At 60.7% G+C, this 17181-nt stretch carries 2 protein-coding genes; both read left to right on the forward strand.

What is annotated here, in order from left to right; all coding sequences use genetic code 11:
- Positions 1-416: 416 nt before the first annotated feature.
- Positions 417-9893: a choice-of-anchor D domain-containing protein gene (locus FJT57_RS12810; protein WP_162524351.1), complete on the forward strand. Its 9477-nt coding sequence runs from the start codon at positions 417-419 to the stop codon at positions 9891-9893.
- A 1277-nt stretch (positions 9894-11170) separates the two neighbouring features.
- The gene (locus FJT57_RS12815) at positions 11171-17173 is read left to right on the forward strand and encodes a CARDB domain-containing protein (protein WP_144905867.1); all 6003 of its coding nucleotides are present in this window, start codon (positions 11171-11173) and stop codon (positions 17171-17173) included.
- The last annotated feature ends 8 nt before the right edge of the window (positions 17174-17181 follow it).

Raw genomic sequence — 17181 nt, forward strand, 5'->3', positions numbered from 1 at the left:
TACCTGGAGATGAGAATGCGAGTCATGCAATAGTTCTGTATGATGAGCAGACTCTCAGCTCCGAGACCCAAACAATCACTATTTCCGGACTTGATTCTGGCTCTACTAACATCTCTCACTCAACGAGCATCCAGTCGGTAAACGGTGAGTTCCGGATAACAAACGAACCGACAGCGTTCGGTTTCTCGCCGTCCGACCGCGAAATCACACGACCCCTCGACCCAGCGGCCTTCATTGAGACGCTGGCGGGCGACCAACTAAACAGCTCGTCCACTGGTGACGCCGTTCTGAACGCGTCGGTCACCGTAGAGAAGACCGGCCAACAGGCCGAGATCACGGTCGGCGTTCCGGCCGACTGGCCGACGACCACCGACTACCGCTGGATTCACGTCGCATCCGCAAACAACAGCACCGAGATGGTCGCGAACTCAGGCGACCTCACGCTCGGGAACGGCATCCCGCTCGAGCTAACTGCCAACGAGACGGACGATATCGCGCCGGGAGCAAACGTCACCTTCACCGTGCGGGACGACGAGGGCAACCTCGTCGACGGCGCGACTGTCACGGTCGGTGAAGAGAGCGGAACCACCGACAGTAACGGAACCGTCACGCTTCCCGTCGAATACGTAAATGACGGGCAGGTGACGGCGACGGCGACAGCAGACGGTCCCGAAGGCGATGGAACGTATCTGGACACCTCACTCGACCTGACCGTCCGCAATCCGAACGCGCTGGTGTACAGTGACGTGTCGATTACGCCGATAGAGACCGTCGTCGACGAAGACGTCTCGATCAACGTCACCCTCACGAACAACGGGAACGTCGACCGAGAGTACAACGCCGCCGTCTACGCGAACGGCGAGGCGCTCGACGCCGGAAACGTCAGCGGCGATCTCACGGGCACGATTGGAGCCAGCGAATCGACCGATCTCCAACTGACCGCCGCGTTCGACAGGGCCGGTGACCTGAACGTTTCCGTTGGCGACTCTGAGTTCGATAGCGCGGTGCGTAGCACGCCGACACTGATACGGGTGAACCGCCAGACGGTCGAGTTGAGTGTCTCTGCAAACACCTCAGAAGTCACTGAGGGAGAGACGGTCAGATTCGACGTGACACGCGAAAGCGACGGAACTCCGGTGAACGCGTCGCTGACTGTCGACGGAACGCAACAGTGGACCGGCGCGGACGGGAGCGCGAACGTCACCTTCGAGCAGGCCGGTGACTTCACCGCGACCGCGACCAAACCGGAGACGTCGAGAGAGACCTACGTCGATGATTCTACGACGGTTCGGGTCAACGCGCCAGCGAATATCACGGTGACCGACGTCCAGCCGCTCCCGACCAACCTCTACACGGGTGACACGCTCACCGCTCTCGTGACGGTCGAGAATCAGGGCGACCTCAACGACACTGTCCCGGTGAACTTCAGCTTCCAGGGGACGCCGGACAATCGCACTGTCTCGCTGAATGGCAGCGAGAGCCAGACCCTCAACTTCAGCGCCGAAGCGACAAGCGCGGGCGAACACGACATAGTCGTTAACGGAGACACCTTCCCGGTCACTGTCGACCGCGCGATCGTCGTCGACAGCCTCTCCGTTCCGCCGACCGTGACGATCGGCGATGATCTCGTCGTGACCGCGACCGTCGTGAACCGAGGGAGCACCGACCGCACCCGGGCTATCCCGTTCTCCGTCGACAGCGATCAGGACTCAAAAGAAGTGGACGTGAACGCGAGTAGCTCCAAAGACGTCGAGTTCATCTGGAGCTCAGACGGTGCGGCGATCGGACCCAAGACCGTCTCCGTCGACGACCTCGACGCGAGAACGGTGACCGTCGAGCGGCAGAGCGTCGGGCTCGAAATCGCCACAAACGTGACGGCGACAACAACAACGGGTGGACCGGTCGCCGTTTACGTGAACGATTCGAGCGGTTCGCCGGTGGACGCGAATGTCACCGTCGATGGCAACCGACTCGAAACAGGTCAGGACGGCGTTGTGAACTACACCTTCGATGAAGCAGGCCGATACACCGTCCGCGCCACGAAGGCGGACACGTCCACGGAGACCTACGATCCGGCTTCGACCGGCATCAGGATCAGAGCGCCCGCGAACGTTTCGATCACGGACGCCTTCCTCCCCTCCCAGCAGGCTTACGTGGGTGACGACGTCGAGATCGGCGTCGCCGTCGAAAACGACGGCGGAGTCGCTGGCGACCTCGAACTGGTCGCCACGAACGAATCGGGCGATGAGATCACAAGGAGGACCGTTAGCCTCAGCGCGGGCGAGTCTCGTACCGTCACGCTAACGACGCAGTTCGACGCCCCGACCGAAGACGAGCAGATCACCGTCGGAAGTGTCTCTGCTGGCAACCTCACTGTCGATCCCCAGTCGGTGGTGACCGAGGCTTCGCTGAACGCTTCAGCGATGACAACCGCGGACGTCGTGCGCGTGAGTGCGACGGTGGAGAATCGCGGTAGCACCACGGATGACGGAATCACTGTCAGCTTCGGAGCCGGTGAGCAGTCGGCAACTAACGGAACGGGGTCGATTGCTTCCGGTGAAACCGTCACCGTCTCGGAGACGTTCAGCTTCGGCACCAACGGCGACTACGACGTAAACGTCAGCGGCCCGACCAACGAGTTCGACGTCGGAACCGTCACCGTCGCACAGAACGTCACGGATCTTGAACTGACTGTCGACGAACCGACGGTCACGACCGGAGAGGCGCTCGAATTCGAGGTAAATCGTACGGACGATGAATCCCTCGACACGGCGACGATCACGATCGACGGAACCGAGTACGAGGTTACCGATGGCACGGCAAGCATCGATGATCTCGACGCAGGGACGTACACCGCGGTCGTCACGAAGCCCGAGGACGAGGACGGGACGAGCTTCAACAGCGACTCGGTGGATGTGACGGTTCAAGCGCCCGCAGACATCAGTGTCGAGAACGCCTACCGCGAGACGACGCAGGCGTACACGGGCGACAACGTGACCATCGAAGCGGTCGTCACGAACGACGGGGACCTGAACGGGACTACGACGGTCAACCTCACCGCGGATGAGGGAGTTAAAGCGAGCGAAGAGATCAGAGTCAACGGTAGCGAGCAGAAGACGATCACCCTGAACGCCACCTTCGACTCGCCCGGCACGCGGACGCTCTCGGTCGTTGACGAGTCCGGCGAGGAGACGGTGGCCGGAGACGTCGAGGTCGACCCACAGACCGCAGTGACTGACTACACGGTCTCGTCGACGTCGGTGACTGTCGACAACACGGTCACCGTCAACGCGACGGTCCGAAACCGCGGGACGACCGACGATACGGACGGGCTCACGGTCGCGCTGAACAACGCGACCGGCGAGGAGCTTGAGAACAAGACAGTCGACGAGCTCGGCGCTGGAAACGTGACCTACGTCGAGTTCACGCCAACGCTTGATACCGTCGGGACGACGGAACTCTCGGTCAACGACTTGCAGGCCACGAGCGTACTAGCCACCGAGCGGATCGTTGACCTCTCGGTCGACGTCGAGACTGAGAACCCGACGACCGAGGACGACGTCGTGTTAAACGTCACCAACAGCACGGGCGCCCCCGTTGAGGACGCGACAGTCACCGCTGGCGGCGTGACGCTCGAAACGAACGCATCCGGGCTAGCGAACCACACCTTCACCAGCGCCGGGACGCTCTCGGTGTCGGTGACGAAGGACGGGCCGAAGACGTCGTACAACCCCGCGGACGCGACGTTCACCGTGTACAACCCCGCAGAGGTGACGATCCTCGGATCGACCGTTACGACTGGGGAAACGGTGTACGCGGGTGATCAGGTCTCCGTCGACGTCGATCTCCTGAACGTCGGCGGCGTTGCGGGCGATCGGAACGTCACGCTCCAGGTTGACGGAACGACGGAGGATTACTCCGTCGAGTCCGTCGATCCGGGCACTCGAAAGACGGTGACGCTCTCGACGCAACTCAACGAGACCGGTGAGAGGGTGCTCGATGCTACGCACAACGAGACCGACGTGATCAGTCGGTCGACGGCCAACGTCCAGAAGGCAGCGACGGTCGCGAACTACACGCTGAATCGGACGGCTGTTGCAACTGGTGAACCGATTCGGGTGCAGGCGAACGTCACGAACCGCGGTGGGATCGAAGATACCGTCGAGGTGAATCTCTCGGTTGGAGGCGAGCAGACAGAGACCCGATCTGTCACCGTCGCCGACAGCGAGACCGAGTCCGAGAACTTCACGGTCTCATTTGAGGAGAACGGGTCGAGCACCGTCGAGATCAACGACCTGGATCCGACAACGGTGTCTATCGCGCTGCAGCAGGCCTCGCTGAGTCTGACCACCTCGACGCCAACAGTCTCGGCCGGTGAAACGGTCGTGTTCAACGTCGAAGACGAGAACGGCGACGCAGTCGAGAACGCCGTTGTCGCAATCGGGGATCAGCGCGTCTCGACCGATCAGTTCGGGAGCGCGACGACGTCAGTCAGGGTGAACGGAACGTACACCGCCGTCGCAACGAAGACGACGACCGATGGGGTGGCCTACGAGCGCGACTCCGTCGGGGTGACGGTCACCGATCCGCTTGCGGTTCCGGACACGGCTGACTTCGGCGAGGCTGATGCCGCGCCGAATGGCGGGGACGAAGAGACACTCACTGTCGAGATCGCGAACGACGGCGGACGCCCGATTTCGCTCGGGAGCGCCAGCATCATCGGATCTAACTCGAGTCAGTTCGAGGTCCGTCAGGCCCCCGAATCGGTCGCCGCCGGTGAGTCCGCTGAGATGATCCTCGCGTACACGCCCGCGACGCGCGGTGAAGTCTCCTCGACGCTCCGGTTCCGTGCGGACACCCCGCGGAACCCGGTTCGGACGGTCGATCTATCCGGCACCGGCGTCGCCCCGGGAATCAGCGTCAACGAATCGTCGCTGGCGTTCGGAAACGAAACTGCCATCGGCGAAACAGCGACGGAGACAGTCGAGATCGAAAACACCGGTAACGCCGACCTCTACGTCTCCTCCGAATCGATGGGTGACGGCTTCTCGCGGTCGCTGAGCGGAACAACCACGATCGCGCCGGGCGATAACGAGACGGTCGATGTCACGTTCTCCCCGGACGCTCCGCAGGAGTACGGCAGCCAACTCCGTCTGTCCTCGAACGATCCGTTCAGCGGAACGGTGACCGTGGGAGCCAGCGGCACCGGACTCGGCGGCGAACTGCTGGTCTCGCCAGCACCCGACGACACTGGAGCCACCGACATCTCGCTCGGTTCCGTGACCCAGGGATCGTCGTCGACCGCAGACGTCCTGATCGAGAACACCGGAACTGACGACCTCGCGGTCACCCCCGTGATCGCGAACGACGACACCAACGACTTCGCGATTCGCAACAGTAGCGGGAGCGTCAACGACTCCTCGATCACGCTGGCGTCGGGGGCATCGGAGTTCCTGACGATCAACGTGACACCGTCGACGGCAGACTCCCCCACGGCGAACATCACGTTTAACAGCGCGGACGAGAGCCCGCGGATCGACGTGGCAGCGACGACGCTCACGCCGACTGCCGAGGTCACGCCTGACCCGACCAGCGAGTCCCTCAACTTCAGCGGAGTCGCGGTCGGCGGTTCGACGACCAACGCGACCGTCATCGAGAACACGGGCGACGCGGCCCTCGAAGTCGACACCACGGACGCGATCCCGTCCGGATCGCCGTTTGAACTCGTCGACTCACCCGGAACGATCACGATTCAGCCGGAGGAAACGCGCGAGCTTCCGGTTCGGTTCAGCCCGACGAGTCCGGGCGAGAAGAATGGAATTCTGACGGTCGAGACGAACGATCCGAGCAACGAAACGATCGAGCTCCAACTCCGGGGCGACGGCGAACGCAGTAGTCTCACCGGCAGTACCGGAACTGTCGAGTACGAATCGATCGGTGAAGACGTGTCGTCGACGGCGACGGTCACTCTCACCAACGACGGCACTGAGGAACTCACCGGCCTCCGCGTCGATTCGAAGACCGGAAGCGGCGCAGGACAGTTCGCGGTCGATTCCAGCACGCTCCCCGACTCGCTCGACGCGGGTGAGTCGACAGACGTCACGATCAAATTCGCGCCAACCGAGGACGGAAGCCACGCGGCGACCGTCACGTTCGCGGCATCCGGCGACGTCGCTGGATCCAGCCAGTTCGCGGTCTCGCTCTCCGGCGATGCGATGCCGCCGGACGTCTCGGTTGACGCGGACACGCTCCAGTACGGGTACGTCGACATCGGCGGTGAAGATGCGAGCGAATCCGTCACGATCTCGAACGACGAGCCCGGAACGAACCTCACTGTCGAGAGCGTGTCGATCACCGGTTCGGACGCCGCCGCGTTCACGGCTTCTGACGCGCCGTCTGCGGGAACCGACATCTCCGGAAGCGGTTCGGAGACGTTCGACGTCGAGTTCAACCCGACGGAGACCGGCCAACAGACCGCAACGCTGACGATCGAGACCGACGATCCCGACGAGGACACCATCGAGGTAACGCTCGTCGGTGTCGGCTCCGCGCCGAGTGCCTCGGTCGACCCGAGCGCGATCGGCTTCGGGCAGGTCCCGATCGACTCGACGAGCGATTCCGAGACGATCGAGATCACGAACGACGGCGGCGAGGCGCTTGAGATCTCGGATCTCGCCCTCGTCGGACCCGACTCAGAGCAGTTCAACGTCACGAGCGGCGATGACAGTGACTCCGCCATTGTCCCAGGTGCTACTCGGGCGGTCACAGTCGTCGCAACGCCGACAAGCACGGGAGATCTGACAGCGAACCTGACTGTCAAATCGAACGCACCTGCTGATACGAACGTGACGCTTACTGCGACGGGTACTGCTCCCGACCTCAGCGTCACAGAGGACCTGGATGGAGCGTTCGGCGATGTTCGCACTGGTAGCTCCGAACGGCGTTCACTCACCGTCACTAACGACGGCAACGCGACGCTCGAAATCCAGCGACCGACAACGAGCGGATCCGACGCGTTCAGCGTCGTGAGCGGTGGAGCGACAACGCTCGCACCGGACGAAAGCACGACGTACGCGGTCGCCTTCGCGCCGGACGAACAGACCGACGACTTCGAGGGAACGTTCAACCTGACGTCGAATGACCGTGACCTCACGGTCGATCTCAACGGCTCGGGCGTCGAGGGCGAAGCGTCACTCGATCCGTCCACGTACGACTTCGGTGACGTCCAGATCGACAGCGCGACTGAGGAGACGTTCTCCTTCACCAACGATGGCGACGCTTCGCTGACAATCACGAGCGTTTCCGTCACGGGCGACGACGCGTCCGCCTTCTCGGTCAGCGGACTCTCGACCGGCACGGTCGGAGTCGATGAATCCGAGACCTTCTCAGTGGAAGCCTCACCGAGCGTGACGGGCAGCGCGTCCGCACAACTCGAAATACAGACGAGTGACTCTGGCACGACGACAGCCAGCCTCGGCGCGACCGGCGTCGAACAGGACATCGATCTCGGGACACAGAGCGTCACGTTCGACCGGACGCGACTCGGGACGACCACGACCGCGACGTTCACCATCTCGAACCCCGGCAACGCGCCGCTGAACGTGTCCGACCTCACGCTCGCCGGAACCGATTCCGACCAGTTCGAGGTTGTTGAACCGTCCGTCTCCGGTGGCTCACCGCTGACAATTGCGCCGCAGAACAGCCGCGAAGTCACTGTTGAATTCGCACCTCCGACGGACGATGTGCAAGAAGCGAAAGACGGCACTGCCCAGACCGCGACGCTGCTCGTTCAGAGCGACGATCCCGACGAGGGAACGCTCCAAGTCGACCTCAGCGGAACGGGCAAGACGCCAGAACTCCGCGTGAGCAGTGACGCGATCCGATTCGGATCGACGTCTATCGGTGACACGTCCACGCGGACGCTGACGATCAGGAACGACGTCAGCGCAACCGCCAACGTGAACCTCCGCGCTGTGGCCGCCTCTGGCGGGATCGGCAACGAGTTCACCGTGACCGACACGGGTGATGACGTCCTCGAACCGGGCGAGTCGACGACTGCCACCGTCGAGTTGACGCCGCAGGTTCCCGGACCGAAGTACGGTTCGCTAAACGTCATCACGGGTGACCCGCGTCAGCCCGGGAAGTCGGTGTTCCTCTCGAACTCCGAGACGATAGTCACCGTCGAGTACGGCAGCGTCGATCTCTCCTACGAGAACGTGGAGTCCGGACTTCAGCCGGAGCGCACGTTCCGGCCGTACCCGGACGCCGACGCTGAAGTGACCGGCACGCAGCCGTACGTCCAGACGAGCGATGACTTCGAGCTCCGGATCGACGGTTCGTCCGATGCGTTCGGTGCGGAAGTCAACTCAAAGGAGTACGGTGCTATCCGGTACGTCTCGGCGACGAAGTCGAACATTTCGTCGAGCTCGCTTGAGAACAATACCTTCACATTCCGCGTGAGTAAGGCCAAACTGGCTGACTTAGATGCGAGTAAGTCGGACGTCGAGCTCCTCCGGTACGACGGAACGAGTTACGAACCCGTAAGCGGTGGAACGACGCTCGAAAGCGAGGAGCAGACGGACTACGTCTACGAGGCGACTACCGATAGCTTCTCGCAGTTCGCAATCGTCGTGGATGATCCGCAGCCCAACCTCGGCGTCGTCAGTGGAAGTGCAAGCCTGAACACTTCGTCTGTCACGGTGAACAATCCGGTGGCGCTCACTGTCGAAGTCGAAAACACCGGTGCCGCGGACGGCACGGCAGACTTCGACCTCACCCTTGACAAAACGACTGAAAAGACCGAATCCGTCTCCGTCCGCGCAGGCGATACAAGAGAGGTCACGATCGAGTTCACCCCAGCTTCGACGGGATCGTTCAACGTTGCATTCGGCGGTGAATCCGCTGGAACGCTCGATGTGACCGAAGCTGGCGACCCGGACGATTCAACCGATACGACCAGTCCGGGCAGTTCGAGTGGCTCCAGTGGAGCAACGACCCAACCTGCTTCAGTCGACGTGACCGTCCAAGACGGCACCGCTGAGGTGTCGATTTCCGGTGCGAGTGCTGATCAGCCAGTGACGATCGAACCCGGCGTGACCGGTGAAGGCGACGCGAGTCCGCGACTCGATTCGCTGACCGTGGGCTTCAGTCAGGACGTCGAGAGCACATCGATGTCCGTTAGCGGCTCACCCGGTGACACGCCGCCCGTGAACGCGGACCAGGATCTCGGCTACTTCAACATCGAGCACGAGTTCACCGACGAACAGGTCGGTGACGTGACGTTCGACTTCACGGTCGACCGCGACCGTCTCGAAGAACGCGGGGTTGCGCCGGAAGATGTCGTACTCTACCGCTACCACGACGGCTCGTGGGATGCCCTTGAGACGTCACAGTCGGGTAGCAGTGATGGATCGGTGCAGTTCCAAGCCACCTCTCCCGGCCTCTCCGTGTTCGCTGTGAGTACCGCACAGGCCCAACAGCCCGCGTTCTCGGTGACCGATGCGAACCTCGAATCGACTGAGATCGCAACGGGCGATTCCGTCGACGTCACAGCAACCGTTGAGAATACCGGGAGCAGTTCCGGAACGTTCACAGCGAACCTCACTGTTGACGGGGAGGTCGTCTCCCAGGAGTCAGTGACTGTTGACGCCGGAAGCTCAGAGACGGTGACGTTCAGCCAGACGTTCGAGAGTGCTGGATCCTACGATATCAGTGTAAGCGGCACGACCGCGGGTACGCTAACGGTCACGGAAGAAACGTCACCCACGACTACAACAACCCAACCCGATGATGAGCCCGAACAGGATGGCATCAACTTCGCCCTCCTCGGGCTACTCGTGTTGGTTATTGCAGTGCTCATCGGCGTCTTCGTCTACTGGCGTCGAGAGCAATAACACCCGGACTGGGTCGTTTCGGCTACTATCGGCTGCTTCATCGTTTTGCTGTTTGTCTTCGTTTTCGTCCGTGTCCCGACTAGTCATCAGTCGCTTCAGTCGTCAGGAAAACGTCTGCCGTAAGCTACTGGGAAATCAACGGCCGTAGTCTGCTCGTTGTCTCGAACGATTGGATCCATCCGGTACATACTCGAACTCGCTGATTGTTCGTGAGTTGATCTCCCTTTTGGCCCACTGGATCAGCACGAACACGGAGACTGTAACTCGATTGGGGCGCTGTACCAACTCAGTTGAGAATATTGCGGAGTTCGCGGATGACGGGAAGCTGAAAGTTGCTTCTCTCGCTACGAGAGCGACGAAGGACGGTGCCAGTTGCGGAGGATGATTTCCCCAGGTGTCACATCTCATATTCTCAGAAATTAAACTTGGAAACAACTGTGATTTGATATATGTGTGTGAGATTTTAGAGCCCGATAGATCGGTAGAACAACATTTCGCATTATAATTACCATTTTAAATATGTTTTTGTTATCAAAGTCAAAAATACATCGCCTAAATGGCCCCTCCCGTTAGATTTTTACATATTCCTTATCTGATACAGTACGATGCTACACAGTGGGGGCTCAACAGCAACGGGACTGATTACAGACGGGGTACACACCGGTCGTCGGGGACGACCGCGAATCACAGTGGGGAAGTGGTGAGCTATGCGTGCACCGATCTCACGATACGGCCGGGTTGCGATTGTGTCGTTGGTCTGCGTGCTCCTCGTTGTCAGTCCAATAGCCAGCGTTGCGATGGTACCGGGACTCGGCGCCCAAGAGTCGCTCCCGGGCAGCGTCAGCGCCCAGAGCAGCGGCTCAGCTCCCGTCTGTTCGGACGTAAGCTACGCCGGGAGTGGGACAGAATCGAATCCATACCAAGTTACAAACGTCTCTCAACTCCAATGCATCGAGTCGTGGAACCTCAGTGCGCACTACGTTCTCACCGCCGACATCGACGCATCGGGGACGAGTGAATGGAACAGTGGTGCCGGGTTCGATCCGATCGGGGATTTCTCACCAGCATTCAACGGGACTTTCGATGGGGATGGACACACAATTTCAGGCCTATCGATTGACCGTCCCTCCGAACTCGGAGTCGGGCTGTTCGGGATCGTGAAAAACGGTGGAACCGTCGAGAACGTTCATCTCCGCGATGCGAACGTTAACGGTGGAGACGGAAGCGGTCTTCTCGCGGGCAATGTTAATGTAGACGGTCTCGTCCGATCAACCTCTGTGAGCGGGAACGTGACCGGGAGCACTTTTGTCGGCGGTGCTGTCGGATCTGTGAACGGCGGGACGCTGGAAAACGTCTCGGCAAGCGGGGACGTCCAAGGGAGTGAGTCCATTGGGGGTCTCACTGGCGACGTCAGTGGTTCCGGTCTCGTCGAGGGATCAGAAGCAGAGAGTACTGTGAACGGCCAAACTGCGGTCGGCGGGTTCGTCGGGTCAATGACAGGCCGCCCAGCAACTGTAACTGGCTCGACAGCAGAGAGTGACGTCAACGGAACGAGTAACGTCGGCGGATTCGCCGGACTGGTCGAGGCGAGCACGATCAAATTGTCATCGGCGACGGGCAGCGTTACGGCTTCCGAACGTGTCGGTGGCTTCGTTGGAAACGTCACCACTGACACGAACGGATACGAGGGCCAAGTCGTCAATTCATACACGACCACATCAGTTGAAACGATCGAAGAGACACAAGAGGCCGGTGGATTCGTGGGTGTCCTTCGAAGCGGCAGCGTCATCACGTCGTACGCGGCCGGGTCGATCACCGGCGCGGCGACGGAAACCGGCGGTCTCGTCGGGCACAGTACCGATGGAACGGTCACTGACTCCTATTGGGACACTGACGTAAGCGGCGTGTCGGCATCTGAAGGTGGGACGGGCCTCACCACCTCGCAGATGACTGGAGACGACGCCAAGGAGAATATGACCGGATTTGACTTCTTCAGGGTCTGGAAGCTGACAACGACGTATCCCGAATTCAAGAATCAATATGTGACCGCTGAGATCAATGGATCGCTCTCGGGGCCTAACGGTGCGTCTCTCGCTGGCGATTCAGTCGGCGCATTTTATGAAGCCGACACAGACGATGACGATGTCGTTGGCGCAGACACCGAAATCGAAGCCGACGGAGGTTTCGAGATCAACGATCTGCCAGCCAGCCAGACGTATAATTTGGTCTACGGCGATACGAACACCAGTGGGGAACACAACGGGGTTCCTGATCTCTACGCAATCGATCGCGTCACACCACCGGAAACGGTCACTGAGACTCTCCCCGAAGCGCATAATGTTACAATCCGGGTTACCGATGAATATGGAAATCCGATCGAGAATGCGGATGTTCTCATCCAGCACACCAACGGTGAAGCCTTCATCAAAGAAGGTGAGCGAAACGCGACAAACGATACTGGCTATCTGTCCGTCGGCGATTCGACATCTCTCGAATTAGTCGGAAATATCTCCGTTGAGGCGGAGTTTAATGGGGTCGAGAATTCGACCGAAGTCGAAGTTGCCAGCGATCGAATGATTACTGTCGAACTAGCCGGAGCGAGGGTCAACGGAACGCTGACATCCGCTTCCGAGTCGACGTCATTGGAGGGCGACACGGTCGGAATCTTCACGCAGACAGAAGAGGATGGCATCGAAGGCATCGACACGACTGTGGGCCAAAACGGCCAGTTCGAGATCGGTGCCGCTCTAAGTGGTGAGGAATACACGCTAGCCTTCGGCGACGACGAGGTCGGGACGACGCCGAACGGGGTGCCCGACCTGTACGCGATCCAACGGGTCACCGCGCCTGCGGACGTCGACGAGGTAACGATTCCAAAGGCACACAACGTCACGGTCCGCGTTATCGGTCAGAACGGTGACGGGATCGAAGGTGCGGGTGTCGCGATCGGTCACGCTAACGGCGACGCTACCGTTGAGGAGGGCCAGCGAAACGCGACGAACGAATCGGGCTATCTCACGCTTGACGGCGCGAGCACCTTCGAGCTCGTCGATGACGTCACCGTATACGCAGAGTCCAACGGACTCAACGCATCGACGACCGTGAGCGTCGACAGTGATCAACAGATCACCGTCGAACTGACCCGTCCAGAGGTTACTGGAAGTCTCTCCGCAGAGAGCGGTACATCACTAGAGAACGATTCCGTTAGCATTTACCGTGAGATCGATGGTGATAACGTAGAACGCATCGACGCGACCGTCGACGCGGACGGAAACTTCACTATCAGCGGCGGGTCCGCGGACGCGACGTACAACCTCGTGTACGGGGACACAAACGGGTCGACCGAGCCGAACGGCGTGCCGGACCTCTACGCGATCGATCGGGTCTCGCCGCCAGATGACGTCGGGGAAGTTACACTCCCGGAGGCGTCCAACGTTTCGATCCGTGTTGTCAAGCCCGGTCTCCATGACGACAGTCCCATTGAAGCCGCCGACGTGATGGTCAGCCATAGAAACGGTAGTGCTGAAATCCGAGAGGGCGAACGTCGAGCGACGAACGAGAACGGATATCTCGTCGTGAACGGATCGACGTCACTGGAACTCGTTGGTAACGTCTCCGTGTGGGCGAACTACAACGGCTTCAACAATTCCACCGATGTCGAAATCACCGGTGACCGTGAGATCACTGTCGAACTGTCCGGCCACGAGGTCAGTGGTACCGTTACTGCAGACGGCCAGCCTGTCTCGAACGGGACTGTTACCTATAGCGGGATTGAGGAATGGAGCGCGCCGTTCTGGAGTGAGGCCGTCACGTCCGAAGACGGAACGTACCGGACTGATCTGCTTCCGGCGCTCTACTCCGTGGAGTTCGTCCAGCGGGCGCCGACAGTGATCGGGGCACCCGCTTTCCCGACTGACAGAGTGCCGGACGTTTACGCGGCCGAGCCCACCGTTGTCGACGATCCGACACAGAACGATCTAACGCTTCCGAAGGCGAACCGCCTCCAAGTCAGAGTGGTCGATGAATCGGGTGATCCGATTTCGGGTGAACAGCTCGGTGTCACGCACATTAACGGTGAGAACCGTGCCGGGCTGTCAACCCTTCCGCGCACCAACGAGACCGGATGGATCAACTTCAGCGGCACGTCCAACGTCGAAGTCGTCGGCACCGTAGAACTGGATCTCAAGTCCCAGCAGTACGTCGCCCGCGAGACGATCGAAGTAACGTCGGACGAGACGTACGTCCTCGAAGCCAAGGAGGTCGTCAACGTCACGGGGAGCATCGCCAACGCTAGCGGCGACTCCGTGGCCAACGGAACAGTGTTCGCCCGGTCGTCGGATGGATCGATGTCCGCTGATGCGCCGGTCGGCGAGAGCGGCGAATTCGAGCTCGAGCTCGCGTCGAACTCGACCTACGAACTCGGCTTCCGACAGGACGGTGAGGGAACAGAAGTGAACTTCCCAGAAGATGGCATTCCTGATATCCAATCGATCACTGTCGTCGAAACCGGTACTGAGGATGACTCGATAGGTACACAACAACTCGGTGTCGGCCACCCGCTCGACATCTCCGTTGTGGGACCAGAAGAAAATCCCGTGGATGACGTCACTGTCTTCGTCTCCGATAACAACGACGAGGAGGACTTCGCAGTTGGCCTAGGTGGTGGTGTCAACGAGACCGGTTCGTTCGTGCCGTACGGCACCGACGAGCCAGGTATCGAGGTGAATGGTTCCATCGATGTGTACGTCGACGCGCCCGAAGACTCCGGTCTCGCCGACGCAAGTGAGCGGAATATCGTGGTTGACGGGGCGAGCTCCAGGACGATCCAGCTTCAAGAAGCGGCGTCGGTGAACGGGACAATTCTTCAACCGGACGGGGAAACGGCCGCCGATGAAGTGATACAGGTGAACGCGGTCAAGGAAGGCAGCACCGAAACCGTCTCTACTGATGCGAACGGCTACTTCGATGCGCGTGTCGCCGCCGACGGTGCCTACTACGTGGGATTCGTACAGGGCGACGCGGACAGCCCGTTCGGTCCGCCCTATCCACAGGACGGCATCGTTGACGTCTACGCCATCGAGAACGTGACGAGCGCAGAAGCGGCCGCGCTCGGACCCGTCACGCTTCCAAAAGCTCACAACCTCACCGTGAACGTCGTCGGTCCGGAAGGCAATCAGGTCGAGGACGCGACGGTTCGGCTGTGGAGCACCGAAAACGATGCGTACCAGTGGGGCGGTGAAGGGACCGTCACTGACGGCACGCTTCACCTGGAAGCCAACGGATCAGTCGATATCGAAGCATCGGCTCCCGAGGGAACAGATCTCCGAAGCGACTACGAACGCGTCGACGTGACGGAAGACGAGACCGTCAACATCACGCTCGACCGCAACGTGACCGTCTCCGGTAGCGTCGAGTATGCGAACGGAACCCCCGCGACCGGCTACACGGCGGAGCTGTTCGGTCAGGAGTCAGAGAGCGGTGACCACGGACTCACCAACGAGACAGGGTTCTACGAGTTGAACCCCGAGCCGAATCAGTTCTACTCGCTCGGGGTCAAACAGACGGACCTCGCCGAGGAGACAGTCGACTTCCCGAAGGACGGCCAGCCCGATCTCCATACCTTCGGTGCAATCGAGGTCGAGGATGAGGACCGCAACGCTGGCGAGCGGACGCTTCCGCAGGCACACCTCGTGAACGTCACGGTCGAGAACGAGAGCGGTGAGCCGGTGTCCGACGCCGACGTCGGCATCAACGTCCTCGCGGGCTCCTTCGGCGCGCACCACCCGGCGACGACCAGAGGCGACGGCGAAGTCGTCCTCGCCGGGAGCAGTACGCCCGGAGTCGAGGTGAACGGTACGCTCCGCGTGTCCGTCGCTGGAACCGACGAGTACGCCCAGAACGTGACCGAGTTCGAGGTAGACGGGGACCGTGACGTCACGCTCGTCGTCAACAACCGCGTCAACGTGACCGGCCAGCTCGTGAACGAAAGCGGATCGGACTTGAGCGGCTACGATGTCCTGGTCGGTCAAGGTGAGACAGCATTCGTTCCCGGAGAAGCGAACGAAACCGGATCGTTCGCAGTCCCGGTCGGAGCGAACCAGAACTACAGCGTGACCGCCGGGCAGGCCGACGGTGAGCAAGGAGTAATGGCACCGCGCGATGGCCTGACCGACTTCTACCAACTCGCGATCGTCGAAGTGGGAGACGACGACTACTCCCTCGACGAACGAACCGTTCCGGATTCGAACGGCGTGCTCAACGTCAGCGTCGAGAACGAATCCGGGACGCCCGTAGAGAACGCACTCGTCACCGTCATCCCCACGCAGGCCGGGACGTCCGGTCCCAGTAGCGCGGGCCTCACGAGACTGACCGACGAAGGAGGGTACCTCGCCGTGAACGACCGTCCCGGAATCGAGGCCGCGGGGAACTACACGATTCGCGTGGAACGGCCGCCGAACGCCGACCGGTTCGTCGACGAAACCCACGTGAGAACGGTGAACGTTACCAACGACGAGACCGTCGAGGTGACGCTGAACGAAGTTGAAACGGTTCCCGAACCGGACATCGGCATTCAGAGCACTTCGCTCGAATCCAGCGAAATCACTGCTGGCGACTCGGTGACCGTCGATGTTACCCTCGAGAACGCGGGCGAGGCCGACGGGACGACGTCGGTCGAGTTAACCGCGAACGGGGAAGTCTCGGTCCCTGCGACGGATGTCTCGGTCTCCGCCGGCGGAACAAATACTGTGACGCTAACGCAGACGATCGATGAAGCGGGGTCCTACGACCTCGATGTTTCGACTGATTCCGAAACCGAACCCGCCGGAACGGTAACCGTCGAGGAATCGTCTGATTCCACGGAGCCGTCCGAGCCGGGCAGCGGAGGGAGCGCGAACGTCACAATCGTCGATACCGAGCTCTCAGACGAAGCCATTACCGCCGGCGAAGACGTCCTCATCAACGTAACGCTGAACAACACCGCCGACGAGGAACGAACGATCAACGTCTCGTTCTTCAAGGATGATGAGCTCTTCCACGAGCAGCAGTACAACGTCTCGGCGAACACCAATCGGACAGTATCTCTCCCGCGAACGATCACTGACGCCGGAACGTACAACATCAGCGTGCAGAACGACGACACCGACGAGCGTTACGACGTGAGCACGGTGACCGTCAAGGAGGATGACGAGACATCCTCGGAGATGCCCGGATTTGGCATCGTGCCTGCGATCGCGGCGCTGCTCGGAGTGGTGGGTATTCTCAAACGTCAGCGACGCTGAGGTTCGCA

It is taken from the genome of Halobellus captivus (assembly GCF_007655485.1).
In the GTDB taxonomy this organism is placed as follows: domain Archaea; phylum Halobacteriota; class Halobacteria; order Halobacteriales; family Haloferacaceae; genus Haloquadratum; species Haloquadratum captivum.

Bases quoted from the DNA above. Each gene is read 5' to 3' on its own strand.
- FJT57_RS12810 (WP_162524351.1), top strand. From the start codon at position 417: ATGGTCGCGAACTCAGGCGACCTCACGCTCGGGAACGGCATCCCGCTC.